The sequence below is a fragment of the Onishia taeanensis genome (genome assembly GCF_003268885.1).
GTDB classification, from domain to species: Bacteria; Pseudomonadota; Gammaproteobacteria; order Pseudomonadales; family Halomonadaceae; genus Onishia; species Onishia taeanensis_A.
Genome location: NZ_QLSX01000001.1, coordinates 527647 through 541731, shown reverse-complemented (window position 1 = coordinate 541731; position 14085 = coordinate 527647). Strand labels below are relative to the sequence as shown.

At 61.5% G+C, this 14085-nt stretch carries 12 protein-coding genes; 9 read left to right on the top strand and 3 right to left on the bottom strand.

From position 1 onward, the window contains the following. Positions 1 to 16: 16 nt before the first annotated feature. The 3 genes from BCL93_RS02605 (at position 17) to BCL93_RS02595 (ending at position 2581) form a co-directional block, all read left to right on the top strand. On the top strand, positions 17 to 802 hold the full coding sequence (locus tag BCL93_RS02605) for an MlaA family lipoprotein (RefSeq protein WP_258395914.1): 786 nt from the start codon (positions 17 to 19) through the stop codon (positions 800 to 802). Positions 803 to 888: 86 nt separating this feature from the next. Further along, on the top strand, positions 889 to 2085 hold the full coding sequence (locus tag BCL93_RS02600) for a PP2C family protein-serine/threonine phosphatase (RefSeq protein ID WP_112053530.1): 1197 nt from the start codon (positions 889 to 891) through the stop codon (positions 2083 to 2085). Continuing rightward, entirely contained in the window at positions 2072 to 2581 is a 510-nt protein-coding gene (locus tag BCL93_RS02595; protein ID WP_112053529.1) for an STAS domain-containing protein, read from the top strand. Before BCL93_RS02600 ends, BCL93_RS02595 begins: the two co-directional genes overlap by 14 nt. 256 nt (positions 2582 to 2837) lie before the next feature. Here the strand turns inward: BCL93_RS02595 and tal are convergent, their stop codons facing one another. Then, complete coding sequence (tal, locus tag BCL93_RS02590; protein ID WP_112053528.1) at positions 2838 to 3773, bottom strand: transaldolase; 936 nt, start codon at positions 3771 to 3773, stop codon at positions 2838 to 2840. A gap of 32 nt (positions 3774 to 3805) precedes the next feature. Beyond that, positions 3806 to 5524, bottom strand: coding sequence for a methyl-accepting chemotaxis protein (locus BCL93_RS02585; RefSeq protein WP_181463013.1), 1719 nt, complete (start codon positions 5522 to 5524; stop codon positions 3806 to 3808). A gap of 275 nt (positions 5525 to 5799) precedes the next feature. Here BCL93_RS02585 and BCL93_RS02580 point away from each other — a divergent pair, with 275 nt between their 5' ends. The 5 genes from BCL93_RS02580 (at position 5800) to pstB (ending at position 11699) form a co-directional block, all read left to right on the top strand. Further along, positions 5800 to 6984 carry a Bcr/CflA family multidrug efflux MFS transporter gene (locus BCL93_RS02580; protein WP_112053526.1) on the top strand — a complete coding sequence of 395 codons (1185 nt, stop codon included), beginning with the start codon at positions 5800 to 5802 and terminating at the stop codon, positions 6982 to 6984. Positions 6985 to 7260: 276 nt separating this feature from the next. Further along, positions 7261 to 8274 (top strand): PstS family phosphate ABC transporter substrate-binding protein, encoded by a 1014-nt coding sequence (locus BCL93_RS02575; RefSeq protein ID WP_112053525.1) that lies wholly within the window; start codon positions 7261 to 7263, stop codon positions 8272 to 8274. A gap of 106 nt (positions 8275 to 8380) precedes the next feature. Continuing rightward, positions 8381 to 9637 carry a phosphate ABC transporter permease subunit PstC gene (gene pstC, locus BCL93_RS02570; RefSeq protein ID WP_112053524.1) on the top strand — a complete coding sequence of 419 codons (1257 nt, stop codon included), beginning with the start codon at positions 8381 to 8383 and terminating at the stop codon, positions 9635 to 9637. Between the two features lie 21 nt (positions 9638 to 9658). Then, the gene (gene pstA / locus BCL93_RS02565) at positions 9659 to 10825 is read left to right on the top strand and encodes a phosphate ABC transporter permease PstA (protein WP_112053523.1); all 1167 of its coding nucleotides are present in this window, start codon (positions 9659 to 9661) and stop codon (positions 10823 to 10825) included. Positions 10826 to 10862: 37 nt separating this feature from the next. Then, a complete protein-coding gene (gene pstB, locus BCL93_RS02560; protein ID WP_425339109.1) occupies positions 10863 to 11699 on the top strand; it encodes a phosphate ABC transporter ATP-binding protein PstB in 837 nt (278 codons plus the stop codon). Positions 11700 to 11881: 182 nt separating this feature from the next. Here pstB and BCL93_RS02555 read toward each other — a convergent pair whose 3' ends face one another. Beyond that, entirely contained in the window at positions 11882 to 13069 is a 1188-nt protein-coding gene (locus tag BCL93_RS02555) for a thiolase family protein (RefSeq protein WP_112053522.1), read from the bottom strand. 97 nt (positions 13070 to 13166) lie between these two features. On the opposite strand from BCL93_RS02555, the gene BCL93_RS02550 reads away from it, so the two are divergent. Beyond that, the gene (locus BCL93_RS02550) at positions 13167 to 13754 is read left to right on the top strand and encodes a TetR/AcrR family transcriptional regulator (RefSeq protein WP_112053521.1); all 588 of its coding nucleotides are present in this window, start codon (positions 13167 to 13169) and stop codon (positions 13752 to 13754) included. Positions 13755 to 14085 lie beyond the last annotated feature (331 nt).

Sequence of the window (14085 nt, the reverse complement as noted above, 5' to 3'; positions counted from 1 at the left end):
AAGGATCCAGGGAGTGATGGCGAAGGCTGTCCTGCTAAGCACCGTGATGGGAATGGCTGGCTGTGCCAGCACCCAGACCGCCGAGCGTAACCCGCAAGATCCCTGGGAAGGCTTCAACCGCAAGGTCTACGCCTTCAACGACACCGTCGATCGCTATGCCCTGAAGCCGATTGCTCAGGGTTACGACTACGTGACACCGTCACCGGTGCAGACAGGGGTGGGCAACTTTTTTTCCAACCTCGGTGAGGTGGGCACGGCCTTCAACAGCGTGCTGCAGTGGAAGTGGGACAACGCGGGCATCGCCACCGGCCGTTTTGTGATCAACTCGACCCTGGGCCTGGCCGGGCTGGTGGATGTCGCCACCGACATGGGCATCACCGGCCGCGAGGAAGATTTCGGCCAGACCCTTGCTGTATGGGGCGTGGGCGAGGGCCCCTACCTGGTCCTGCCGCTGCTTGGGCCGAGCACGGTGCGCGACACCTCCGGTCTGCCGGTGGACATGTACACGGACCCGGTGACCCATGTGGAAGAAGATAAGGTCGCCTATGGCCTGACCTTCCTGCGTCTGGTCGACAAGCGGGCTGCGCTGCTCGATCAGGAGCGTCTTATCCAGGGGGATCGCTACAGCTTCATTCGTGACGCCTGGTTGCAGCAGCGGCGCTTCGAAGTCAACGACGGCGAGATGGGTGATGACCCCTTCGCCAGCGACAGTTTCGAGTTCGACGACAGCGATTTCGCGGTTGACGACGAAGCCGGTGCGACCCAGCCCGACGCTGGCAGCGAGGCGGCACCGACGCCGTGACGCGCGCCTGACGGCGGCCCGGAAGTGATCCGCGGGAAGGGGCGCCCTCCCGCGGTTATCTGTTTAGGGATAAGGGGACGGAGTGCATGGCCAGCCCAAGAATACTGATCGGCGTGCTCGACCTGCCCGGCAAGGCGCGGGACGATCTGGCCGAAGTGGTCGCCAAGGGCGCGTTTGCGGTGATAGCGGCCGAGCGGCCCGAGGAGCTGCCAAACGAGACCGAACTGGTCGTCGCCCATGTGCGGGCCGTGCCGACCCGCGACTGGTCGTCCTTGACTGCCCGGCTGCCGACGCTGGTTGTCAGCGACAGCCGCCTCGACAGTGATCTGCTCAAGGCCGTGGATGCGGGGGTGGTCGATTACATCATCGAGCCGCTGCGTCATGGCGATATCCTGCGCCGTATGATTGCCAAGGTGATCGAGAATCGCCGGCTGGCGGAGGAACACCGCCGTGATCGCGATCGTCTCGCCGAGCTCAACGAGAGCCTGGAGACGCATCTGGAAATGCTGCGCCTCGACCAGCAGGCCGGTGGCCATATTCAGCGCAAGCTGCTGCCGCCCCGCCCGCTGTCATTGGATGGTGTGACCTGTGATTACTGGTTGGCGCCATCGCTGTACTTGTCCGGCGATTTTCTCGATTACCAGCGCTTTGATGCGCGCTTCAGCGTCTTCTATTTTGCCGATGTGTCCGGCCATGGCGCTTCATCGGCCTTTGTCACCGTGCTTTTGAAGTACCTGTGCAACCGCTGGTTGGGAGAGTGGGACGGTGCCAATCCCGAGTGCCTGGCAGCGGACTGGTTGGCGAACCTGAATCGTGAGCTTTTGGATACGGGTATTGGCAAACACATGGCCATGTTCGTGGGGGTCATCGATCACGAGACCCGTCGGCTGCACTATTCGCTGGGGGCTCAGTTGCCGATGCCGTTGCTGGTCAGTGAGGGCAGCGTTGCTCCGCTTGAGGGAGAAGGCATGCCGGTCGGATTGTTCCCGAATGTGGAATATCCAAAGTTGAGTTGTGCACTGCCGCAAAACTTCCGATTATGGTTATGTTCAGATGGAGTGCTGGAGTACCTGTCAGGCAGGACGCTTGATGGGCGGCTCAAGGAACTCGAGCGACTGGTGCTTGCCAGTGAGGATCTGGCGGCAATGCGGGAGAGCCTGTCACTTGGCGGGCTTCCCGAGGACGACGAGGATACCATCAGTGGGCACGCGCCGGGATACGAGGAGCTGCCCGACGATCTGACGATCATGACGTTGAGCGGTTTTTACCATGATGAAGAATGAAGGGCGACTTCAGGCGGCCATCGATTCTGGGGTTTTCATCCTCAAGCTGTCCGGTGATGTGCGCCTGACCTTGAGTGCGACGTTGGACAGCCAGGCCCAGCGGCTGGCCGATATGCCGGGGCTGGAAACCGTGATGGTCGATCTGCGCGAGGCCACTAATGTGGACTCCACCGCGTTGGGCTTCCTGGCCAAGGTGGCGCTTGCCGTGCGCGATCGGCTCGAGCAGCCGCCGACGATCGTGGTCGATAATCCGGATGTACGGCGGATGCTCGACGTGATGGGTTTCGGTGACTATTTTACCCTGGTCGAGTCACCCATTCAGGAGAGCTCCGAGCTTGCGGACCTGCCGTTGGTCAACGCTGATGAGCTGGTGCTTCAGGAGCGTATTCTCGAAGCACATCGCATCCTGATGCATATGAGCGAGCATAATCGCGAAGAGTTCCAGCCGCTGGTGGAGCTGCTCGAAGAGCAGCATCGCCAGCCGAGCGAGCCATAACCACCTCACTTGGCTGGCGCGCACTTGGCTGACGTGCACTTGGCTGACCTTGGCTGACGCGCAATTGGGCTGACAGAGTGACGCTGCCGTCATGAGAAGCGGTCAATATAAAACGCAGTCAACATAAAACGCAGTCAACATAAAGAGGGCCGGTCGATAGCGACCGGCCCTCTGTCATTGCGGCTTCCTGGGAGCGAGATATCCAAGGCGACAAGCTCACGACGCGATAGCAATGTCGTCCGGATGGTGGCCCTGGTTACTTACGCAGCTCGGCCAGCAGCGTTTCCAGCTTGCGCTGGTCTGCCATGAACTTGCGGATACCTTCGGCCAGCTTTTCGGTGGCCATGGCGTCTTCGTTCATCGCCCAGCGGAAATCTCCCTCGTCCAGGATTTCCGGCCTGGCGCTTTCGGCGTCTTCTGCACTCAGGCAGCGGGGCAGGGGACCGTTGTCCTCGGAGAGCTCAGCGAGCAGTTTCGGCGAAATGGTCAGGCGATCGCAGCCGGCCAGGGCTTCGATCTCACCGGCGTTGCGGAAGCTCGCGCCCATCACCACTGTCTTGTAGCCGTGTCCCTTGTAATGCTCATAGATGGCACGCACCGAGCGCACGCCGGGATCATTGGCGCCACTGAAGTCCGCTTCGGGCTCGTGCGCCTTGTGCCAGTCGAGGATGCGGCCCACGAAGGGTGAAATCAGCGTGACACCGGCATCGGCACAGGCCTGCGCCTGGGCAAAACTGAACAGCAGGGTCAGGTTGGTGCGGATGCCTTCACGCTCAAGCTGCTTGGCGGCGCGAATGCCTTCCCAGGTTGAAGCGACCTTGATCAGGATGCGTTCGCGTCCGACGCCACGTCGCTCGTAGCGATCGATCAGCGAATGAGCGCGGGCCAGGGTGGCCTGGGTGTCGAAGGATAGGCGGGCGCTGACCTCGGTGGACACATAGCCTGGCACCAGAGCGCTGATCTCGCTGCCGATTTCGACCGCTACGGCATCCAGGGCATCGTCGATATCGGTGCTATGGCGGGCCAGCTCGGCTAGTCGGGCGCGGCGGCCCTCCTGCTGTGCGGCCTGCAGGATTAGCGAGGGGTTGGTGGTGGCATCGGTGGGCTGGAAGCGAGCGATCGCGTCCAGATCGCCAGTATCGGCGACCACCGTGGTCATGGCTTTAAGCTGCGTCAACTTGTCCTGTGTCATGGTCATCCTGAATGTTCGAGTGAGTCAGACCTTCACTGTAGCAAGGCGGTGTCGCGCTGTGTATCTGCGCCTGACGCCTGGGACGCTTCATCGGCGACGACTCGGGGCATCCAGTCGTGCTCGGTCTCAATATGCGCTGTCGGTGGCTTCAGCCCAGCGCCTGAAGATGGCGACGTTTCTCCGACTTTCATGTTCATACTGGTCGTAAAGCGGGCGGCGAAACGGCGCATCTGCTCGGCCTCATCCTCAAGCGACATCGCTCCCTTAGAGGCCTGTTCGACCAGTTGGGCATTGTGCTGGGTGACGGTCTCCATCTGGTTCATGGCCTGGTTGAGTTGTTCGATGCCACGGTGCTGCTCGTCGGAAGCCTGGGCGATCTGCTCCATGAGGTCGTTGACCTGACCGACCGCCGCGATGACGGTCTCCATCCCCTGGCTGGCCTCAGTCGACAGGGTATTGCCACGCTCGAGGCTCTGGCGGGAGTCGTCGATCAGGCGACGCACGTCGTTGGCGGCATTGGCGCTGCGTGAGGCCAGCGAGCGTACTTCGTTCGCCACTACCGCGAAACCACGGCCGTGCTCGCCGGCCCGAGCTGCCTCCACCGAGGCATTCAGAGCCAGCAGGTTGGTTTGGAACGCGATGTTGTCGATCAGCGCGATGATGTCGTGAATCTGCGTCGAGCGGTCATTGATCTCGCTCATGGTGTCGACGAAGTTGCTGATCACCTCACCACCGGCGCGGGCCTTGCTGCTGGCGTCGTCGGCCAGTTTGGCCGCTTGACGGGAGTTGTCGGCGTTGTGGGCCACGGTGGCGGTCAGTTCGTCGAGGCTTGCCGCGGTCTGCTCGAGCGACGAGGCCTGTTGCTGGGTGCGTGAGGACAGTTCCTGGTTGCCCTCGCTCGTGCGCTGGGCGCTGTCCAGAATGGTAGCGCTGCTCTCGCGCACCCGGCCGACAGTGTTTGCCAGTGACTGTTGCATCCGGGAGAGCTCGCTATATAGCTGGCCGATCTCGTTGTTGCCCTTGGCCTCGATGGGTTGGGAAAGATCGCCTCCTGCCATGTGGCGGAAGTGCCCGATGAGTCGGCGCAGCGGTCGGATGACGTTAACGGTGACTCCCCAGACGGTCACCAGCACGAGCAGCAGGGTAATGGCCACGGCGCCGCCCATGGCCGTGTTCATCCAAGTGCCCATGCGGTCGAACTGCGCGGCGAGGCCGTTGCCGCTCTCCTGGGAGGCAGCGAAGAAGGCGTCCGCGCTCTCCATGAAGGCCTCGCTCATGTCGCTTACGCGGGATTGTCCGGAGTCATAGGCGCCGACGTCGTTTTCCTTGAGCACCATCAACTGCAGTGAGAGGCCGGTATTGAGCAGCGACTGGAAGTGATTCTTGAGGGTGCCGATGGTGTCTGTCTGGGAGGGCTGGGGAGGAATCGCCAGGAAGTCCTGAAAGGCTTTTTCGGCCGAGCTCATCAGGCCTTCGGCGCGCTCGATGACCGGTCCGGGGCGATCGAATGAGGGCTTGCGGACCAATTGAGCTGCTCGGTTCAACTCCACTCGGGCGCGCAGCATGTCGACATAGGCATGATTGAGGGCCTGGGCCTGCTCGACGTTGATCTGGTTGAGCGTACCGAAGGCCTGACGGCTGTAATGATTGGCGAAGAGTCCGAGGCCGGCGCTGACCAGAAGCATGAGCGTGAAGGCAATCAGTACCAATGATCCACTGAGCTTGACCGTCATGTTGTCGAAGTATCGCATGCTGTTGTCTATCCCCTGCTGTGTGATGGGCCGCAAGGCCCCGGCTCCGTGTGCCCGGAACTCAAAGGAATGCTTGATAATAGTCCCCTGATTTATCAGCAAAGTATGACAACCTGAGGTCATGAGCCTGATGCGCATGGCGCCGGTTGGGGTATTTCATCCAGGCAGTGGTATCGGCCGGTCAGGGCGGCAGTGTCGCGATGGATCGGTTATCCTTAGCCCGCTATTTTTCTGCTTACCCTGTTTCCGCTGACCCTTTCTCTCAGGAGCACCCTGTGACACTGAGTACCCGAAGAGTGGCTCTGCTGGTGGCTGCCAACACGGCGTTGGCACCCTTTGCTATCGATGCCTACCTGCCGGCCATGCCGGCGCTGGCCGAGGCCGTAGGAGCGAGCATTCATCACACTGAGCTGTCGATCAGCGTCTTTCTGTTCGGCTTCGCTATCGGTCAACTGACCGGCGGCCCCATGTCCGATCGTCTGGGACGCAAGCCGGTGCTGCTGACTGGTCTGTTCGTGTTCTGCCTGGCGAGCTTGGCCATCACACAGGTGAGTTCGCTCGAAACGCTGTGGGCCTTTCGCTTCGTGCAGGCACTGGGCGGGGGGGCCTGCGTGGTCAACTCGGCGGCTATCGTGCGCGACTGTTTCAGTGGTCGCGAGGCCGCCAAGGTGATGTCGACCATGGCCATGATCATGATGCTGGCGCCGTTGGCCGCTCCGGCCGTGGGCAGTGGTCTTCTGTACCTGGCTGACTGGTGGCTGATCTTTGTGTTCCTGGCGGCCTATGCCGCCTTTCTTGGCTGGTTGCTTGGCACTCGTCTGCCCGAAACGCGCTCGCCAGACCAGCCCACGGCCTCTTTCCGGCAAGTGCTTGGCAATTACGCCAGCGTTTTTCGCCACCGCGAGGCCATGGGCTATATCTGTGCGGTGGCGATGGCCTTTGCCGGGATGTTCGCGTTCATCACCGCGTCGCCCTTCCTGTACATGGACTATTACAGCCTGTCACCGGCCATGTACCCGGTGGTGTTCGGGGCCAATGTGGTGGTCATGGCGTCGTCGAATCGGCTTAACATCCTTCTCCTGCATTACCGCTCGCCCCAGCAGAACCTGCGCCTGGGGCTGGGTGTGCAGTTGCTGGCGGCCAGTGGGCTGGTGCTGGTCGTGGCCCTGGGGCTGGATTCGCTCTATACCGTGGTGCCGCTGATCATGCTGTTCATGGGGCAAATCGGTTTGATTACCCCTAATGCCATGAGCTCGCTACTGGAAAAGTTCAGCCACATGAGCGCGACTGCCACGGCGCTGCTGGGCAGCATTCAATTTTCCTGCGGTGCTCTGGCTGGGGTATTGGTCGGCGCTTTCGAGGTCGAGAGCCCCTGGCCGATGGTGCTGACCATGCTTGGCGTTTCTACCCTGGGCAACCTGGGCCTCAGGTTCTTGGTGCGAAGCGATGTCAATACCTGATGGTCTGGTTTGAAGAGAGGGCGTATTTGGAGGAACTGATGAGCGCATTGGCGGGAGTTGATGAGCGCACGGGGGCGTGACGTGATGTTCGAGAGGGACACTGTCCGGCCTGCAACAGGCTCTACGACGGGGGTTCGTGCTGCTGTGCAGCCTGGCGGTGGTGGGTGTGTTGGTCTAGCGTGTCGAAGATGTCTCACATGTCACGAAGTTGTCATCTACTTGCGTCATCTTATGTGTCGCGAAGGTTGAACACCCTCATCGACAGGAGTTACCTGCATGAACCGTATTCTCAAGACCACCGCCATTGCTGCCGCCGTTATGGGCTTTGCGACTGCCGCTCAGGCTCGCGACCAGCTGCGCATCGTCGGCTCCAGCACCGTGTATCCGTTTGCCAGCTACGTTGCAGAAGAATTCGGTGCCACTACCGATTACCCGACGCCGGTCATCGAATCCACCGGTTCCGGTGGCGGTCTGCGTCTGTTCTGCAACGGTGTGGGTGATGATACCCCCGATATCACCAACGCCTCTCGCCGTATCAAGGTCTCCGAGTTCGAGCGCTGTGCAGAGAACGGCGTGACCGATATCACCGAGGCCATGGTCGGTTATGACGGCATTGCCTTTGCCCAGTCCAGCAAAAATGACGCGATGCCCGTGACTCGCGAACAGCTGTTCATGGCGCTGGCCGCCCAGGTGCCGGTCGATGGCAAACTGGTCGATAACCCCTACACCCAGTGGAACGAGATCGACTCGTCTCTGCCGGCTCGTGAAATTGCCGTCTACGGTCCGCCCACTACCTCTGGCACCCGTGATGCTTTCGAAGAACTGGTGATGGAAGCCGCTTCCGAAGATATGGAAGCCTATGGTGGTGAAGGTTACACCGACATCCGCGCCGATGGCGCTTACATCGATGCTGGTGAAAACGATAACCTGATCGTTAAGCGTCTCGCCGAGAACACCGATGCTTTCGGTATCTTCGGCTACTCCTTCCTGGAAGAGAACGGCGACACCCTGATCGGCTCCAACATCGACGGCGTGGCGCCGACGCCTGAAGCGATCGGCAGCGGCGAATACCCGGTGTCTCGTTCGCTGTTCTTCTACGTGAAGAACCAGCACGCCGACAACGTGCCGGCCATGAATGACTATGCCAACCTGTTCATGAGCGAGAAGATGATCGGTGACATCGGCTACCTCAAGGGCATCGGCCTGATCCCGGCTCCGGAGGAGCTGCGCGCCGAGCGTCGCGAGCAAGTGGCCAACCACAAGACACTGGAACTGTCTGACATCAAGTGAACGGCAACGTCACCTGATGGTTGAATCGGCCGGCAGCGATGAGCTGCCGGCTTCTGTACGTTCCGGCAAGCTGATTTTGCCGAGCCCCGTTGACTGAGAGCTTCCCATGCAGACTAACCAACTGATCCTGCTATTCAGCGGCGCCTTGCTGGTGTTGGGGCTGATAGCCTTCTTCATGGGCCGTGCCAAGGCCGCCAAGGTGCGTGCCAGTGGTACCGCGATGTATGCACAGCCCGACCAATATGCCTGGTTTGCGGCCCTCGCCACTGCCGGGCCTGCGGTGGCCGTGGGGGCCATTGGCGCCTTCGCCTTGCTGTTGATGGGGGCAAATATCCCCACGCCCTACCTGCTGGCCGCCAGCCTGGTAGTCGCCGCCGGCGGCATGATGGTGGCAATGACGCAGGTACGCCCTGATTTTCATGCGCGCAAGGCCATAGAGCGAACCATTCGCTTTATTCTGGCCGGTGCGGCGATGATTTCGATCTTCACGACCTTCGGGATTCTGATCTCGATCATTTCCGAAGCGATTCGTTTCTTCCAGATGCAGAGCTTCTGGGATTTCATCACCGGTACTACATGGAACCCCGGTGCAAGCTTCCTGGCCGCTGCGGGCCGCGCCGAAGAGGGAGCCACGGCCGCTCAGTTCGGCTCGGTGCCGCTGTTCGCCGGCACCTTCATGATCACCCTGGTCGCCATGCTGGTGGCTATTCCGGTAGGCCTCATGTCGGCGATCTACATGTCCGAGTTTGCGCCGACCAAGGTGCGCACCGTCGCCAAGCCGATGCTGGAAGTGCTGGCGGGTATCCCTACGGTTGTCTATGGCTTCTTCGCTGCGATTACCGTGGCGCCGCTGGTGGTCAGCGTCGCCGGCATGGTGGGTCTGGAGGCTTCCTTCAGCAACGCCCTGGCGCCGGGTATCGTGATGGGCATCATGATTATTCCCTTCATCTCATCACTTTCCGATGACGTCATTAATGCGGTCCCGGACAGCATGCGCCAGGGCTCGTTAGCGCTTGGCATGACGCGCGCCGAGACCATCAAGGACGTGGTGGTGCCTGCCGCCTTGCCAGGCATCATCTCAGCCTCGTTACTGGCCATATCGCGTGCCATGGGCGAGACCATGATCGTGGTGATGGCGGCCGGCATGCGCCCCAACCTGACCGCCAATCCGCTGGAAGACATGACCACGGTAACGGTGCGCATCGTCGCGGCGTTGACCGGTGATCAGGAGTTCGCCAGCGCCGAGACACTATCTGCCTTCGCCCTGGGCCTGGTGCTGTTCGTGGTGACCCTGACGTTGAACATGGTCTCGGTGATCATGATCCGTCGTTTCCGCGAAAAGTATCGCTCCAATAACCTGTGATCGATTGAGGCCAATCGGACAATGAGACAATCCTTCGACGATATCAGCGCCCAGCTCAAGGGCCGCCATCGCAAGTCTGCTCGCCTGAAGTGGGTTTCGATGGGCGCCCTGGGCCTGGCCGGGCTATTCCTGGTGTTCTTCTTTACCGACATGCTGATCAAGGGGCTGCCGGCGTTTCAGCAGGCCCAGGTTCAGGTGCAGGTCGACTACAACGAGATGGCTCAGGACATTCCTCTGGCAGCGGTTGAGGAAGATGTGCGCCCGTTGGTCAGCCGCGGTTATCTGCGACTGATTCCGGGGCGCATGGAAGACAACCCCGACCTGCTCGGCACCACCCGCATGGAATGGGTGCTGGCCGACGGCCAGGTCGATCAGTACCTGAAGGGCCATCACACCAACCTGAGCGCCAGCGAGGAATCGGTGGTTGATGAGCTCGCCGCCGAGGGGCGTGCCGAGCTCAAGTTCAACACGAACTTCTTCACCCGCGGCGATTCCAAGATGCCAGAGCTCGCCGGTATCGCCTCCGCCGCGATGGGCACGGTGATGACGTTGCTGGTGACTATTGCGGTGGCCTTCCCGATCGGCGTGATGACGGCGGTCTATCTTGAGGAGTTTGCCCCTGACAATCGCTTCACCCAGATGATCGAAATCAATATCAACAACCTGGCGGCGATCCCCTCGATTCTGTTTGGTCTGCTGGGTCTGGCGATTTTTATCAACTTCTTCGGTGTGCCGCGTTCCTCGCCGCTGGTGGGCGGTCTGACGCTGGCGCTGATGACGTTGCCGGTCATCATCATCGCTACCCGCACGGCGCTGCGCAGCGTGCCGGATACCATTCGCCACGCTGCCTTCGGGGTGGGCTGCTCGCGCTGGCAGGTGGTGCGTGACCATGTGCTGCCCGTCAGCATGCCGGGCATCATGACCGGCTCGATCATCGGTCTGGCTCAGGCCATGGGCGAGACGGCGCCGCTGATCATCGTCGGCATGGTGGCCTTCATCCCCGATGTCACGGCGACCTTTACCGATGCCGCCACGGTGATGCCCGCACAGATCTTTACCTGGGCCGGTGAGCCGGATCGTGCTTTCACCGAGAAGACCGCCGGCGGCATTCTGGTGCTGTTGACCATCTTGATCGCTCTCAACGCAACGGCCGTGGTGTTGCGCAAGAAATTCGAACGTCGCTGGTAACCGACCGGCACTTGCAACAGGATACGTCACTATGGATATGAAAGTTGCCGACCGTGGAGTCGCCATGTCAGGTCACGATACCGGGCAGCCGGTTACCCGCAATGAACAGGCCAATCACGAACTGAGCATTCGCGTGCGCGATCTCAACCTGTGGTATGGCGACACCCAGGCCCTGAAGAACATCAGCGCCGATGTCTTTCAGAAGAACGTCACCGCCTTGATCGGCCCGTCGGGCTGCGGCAAGTCGACCTTCCTGCGTTGCCTCAATCGCATGAATGACTTGATCCCCAGCGTGCGGCTCAATGGTTTGATCGAGATGGACGGCCGTGACATCAACGAGGCCAAGATGGATGAGGTCGCGCTGCGGCGTCGGGTGGGCATGGTCTTCCAGAAGCCCAACCCCTTCCCCAAGTCGATCTACGAAAACATCGCCTACGCCCCGCGCATGCATGACCTGGTGAGCCGCAAGGCCGATCAGGACGAGCTGGTAGAGAAAGCGCTGCGCGAGGCCGGCCTGTGGAACGAGGTCAAGGACAAGCTGCAACAGCCCGGCACATCCCTGTCCGGTGGTCAGCAGCAGCGTCTTTGTATCGCCCGCGCGATCGCCGTGCAGCCCGATGTGATCCTGATGGATGAGCCAACCTCGGCGCTGGACCCGATCTCCACGGCGACCATCGAGGACTTGATCGACAAGCTCAAGCAGGACTTCACCATCATCACGGTGACCCACAACATGCAGCAGGCGGCACGTGTGGCGGACTACACGGCCTTCTTCCACCTGGGGGAAATGGTCGAGTACAACGACACCAAGACGATGTTCGCCAACCCGCATACCAAGAAGGCCGAGGACTACATCACCGGCCGTTACGGCTAAGTCGCTCGGGCATACGCACCGGGTCTTGAAACATAAGCCCTGAAGCATAAGCCCTAAAACATAGCTCCTGAAATAAAAGGGGGAAGCCAATCGGCTTCCCCTTTTTTTACGTTTCACAGGGCGTTGGTGAAGGATCCTTGCGCATGGCGTGTCGATCTTTGCAGGCAAGCCAGCCCACACGGCTAGTCGAGCAGTTCGACCGCCACGGCGGTGGCTTCGCCGCCGCCGATGCACAGGCTGGCGATGCCACGTTTGCCGCCGGTGACGCGCAGCGCATTGATCAGGGTGGCGATGATCCGCGAGCCGGTGGAGCCGATGGGGTGGCCCTGGGCGCAGGCGCCGCCGAAGATGTTGACCTTGTCGTGGGGGATGTCCAGCCCATCCATGGCCAGCAGGGTAACCACCGCGAAGGCTTCGTTGATTTCGAACAGGTCGACGTCATCCACCGTCCAGTCGAGGCGCTTCATCAGCTTGCCGATCGCGCCCACCGGGGCAATGGTGAACTCGCTGGGGTGCTGGGAGTGAGTGCTGTGGCCGAGGATTCGGGCAAGCGGCCTGGCGCCGTGGGTCTTGGCGGCCTCACGGCTGGCCAGCACCAGCGCCGAGGCACCATCGGAGATGGAGCTGGCGTTGGCGGCGGTGATGGTGCCGTCCTTGGCAAAGGCCGGACGCAGGCCGCGAATCTTGTCGAGGCGCGCCTGGAAGGGCTGCTCATCGTGATCCACCACGCTGTCGCCGCCGCGACCGCTGACCGTGACTGGCGTTAGTTCACCGGCCAGGTGCCCGGCCTCGTGGGCCGCCATGGCGCGCTCCAGAGAGGCGATCGCGAAGTCATCCATGCGCTCGCGGCTGTAGCCGCGCTGATCGGCGATATTCTGAGCGAACACCCCCATCAGTTGCCCGGTCTCGGCATCTTCGAGGCCGTCCAGGAACATGTGATCCTTGAGCTCGCCATGGCCCAGGCGATAGCCGCGACGGGCCTTGGTCAGCACGTGAGGCGCATTGGACATCGACTCCATGCCGCCCGCCAGCACCAGCTCACCGCTGCCGGCGCGGATCAGGTCATGTGCCAGCATGGTGGCCTTCATGCCGGAGCCGCACAGCTTATTGATGGTGGTGGCGCCGACACCGTCGGGCACCCCGGCCTGGCGCATCGCCTGGCGCGCCGGCCCCTGCTTGACGCCGGCCGGCAGCACGCAGCCGAAGATGCCTTCATCGACAGCGCCAGCATCGATGCCGGCCTGCGACAGGGCCGCCTGGATGGCGGTAGCGCCGAGCTCAGGGGCGGTGAGGCTCGACAGGCTGCCCAGCATGCCGCCCATCGGTGTGCGGATGGCGGCCAGGATCACGATCTCGTGGGAAGTGGACATGGTATGACTCCTTGGCGATCGCGGGGCAGGGCCGTTGACCGCAGATGGGCGCTATGGTCTTCTCAAGGCTAACCAAGCAAGCGCTAGTGTAAATGCGATGAATGTAGTGAATGACTCGCCGCGGCGCCGGGAACTGATTCGCGTCGCTGCCCAACTGTTCGTTCAGGAAGGCTTCGATCGCACCACCGTGCGCATGCTGGCTCAGGAAATGGGCATCAAATCGGGCAGCCTCTTCCATCATTTCCGCGACAAGCAGGAAATCCTCTGTGCGGTCATCGAAGAGGGCACCCATAACGCCCTGGCCATCGCCCGCGAGGCCCTTGCGCAGTGCGACGGCGGGGCCGAGGCCAGGCTGCATGCCATGGCGCGCGCGCACCTCGAGACCCTGCTCACCGATCGCAATGCCCATGTGGTGGCCCTCTACGAGTGGCGGCGGCTCGACGAAGCCTCCCGCGACCATCTTGGTCACCTGCGCGATGCCTACGAACAGCTCTGGCAGGACGTGATTGGCGACGCCCTGGAGGCCGGCCTGATCCGCGGTGATAAATTTCTGGTCTCGCGTTTCGTGCTCGGCGCCCTGAACTGGACGGTGCGCTGGTACGACCCCGCCGGTGCCTACTCCCCCGATGCGCTGGCAAGCGAGCTGATCGACATGCTCGGCGCGCCGGCGGCGACGCCCGCCTGATCTTCGGCGGTTTCCTATCATCTGTCGCGATCGACGGCTCTGGCCGTCGGCGCGGCAATGCGTCTTCCTTCCGATTATCTCAGCGCTGCGCTTTCTGGCCGCTCAGAGCTTTTTCCTGTCTCATCGCGCTCTGGTTTCTATGACCCTAGGCTATTTCATCGCGTTAGGCGTTGGCAGCAAGCGCATGTCAGGGCGTTTTGGCGTGCGCGACTAAAGACGTTGTAGCAAGCGCTTGCTAGGTCTGTCCATGCGGCTAACTTACTAGTTGACGTTAACGTTAACTAGATGATGTGGTAGCCAAGGTCGCAACAGGCCCAAGCCCCAGGAGAAG

Excerpts from the sequence above, each read along its gene's own strand:
- BCL93_RS02605 (WP_258395914.1), top strand. The coding sequence starts at position 17 with ATGGCGAAGGCTGTCCTGCTAAGCACCGTGATGGGAATGGCTGGCTGT.
- BCL93_RS02600 (WP_112053530.1), top strand. The coding sequence starts at position 889 with ATGGCCAGCCCAAGAATACTGATCGGCGTGCTCGACCTGCCCGGCAAG.
- BCL93_RS02595 (WP_112053529.1), top strand. The coding sequence starts at position 2,072 with ATGATGAAGAATGAAGGGCGACTTCAGGCGGCCATCGATTCTGGGGTT.
- tal (WP_112053528.1), bottom strand. The coding sequence starts at position 3,773 with ATGACACAGGACAAGTTGACGCAGCTTAAAGCCATGACCACGGTGGTC.
- BCL93_RS02585 (WP_181463013.1), bottom strand. The coding sequence starts at position 5,524 with ATGCGATACTTCGACAACATGACGGTCAAGCTCAGTGGATCATTGGTA.
- BCL93_RS02575 (WP_112053525.1), top strand. The coding sequence starts at position 7,261 with ATGAACCGTATTCTCAAGACCACCGCCATTGCTGCCGCCGTTATGGGC.
- pstC (WP_112053524.1), top strand. The coding sequence starts at position 8,381 with ATGCAGACTAACCAACTGATCCTGCTATTCAGCGGCGCCTTGCTGGTG.
- pstA (WP_112053523.1), top strand. The coding sequence starts at position 9,659 with ATGAGACAATCCTTCGACGATATCAGCGCCCAGCTCAAGGGCCGCCAT.
- pstB (WP_425339109.1), top strand. The coding sequence starts at position 10,863 with ATGAAAGTTGCCGACCGTGGAGTCGCCATGTCAGGTCACGATACCGGG.
- BCL93_RS02555 (WP_112053522.1), bottom strand. The coding sequence starts at position 13,069 with ATGTCCACTTCCCACGAGATCGTGATCCTGGCCGCCATCCGCACACCG.
- BCL93_RS02550 (WP_112053521.1), top strand. The coding sequence starts at position 13,167 with ATGAATGTAGTGAATGACTCGCCGCGGCGCCGGGAACTGATTCGCGTC.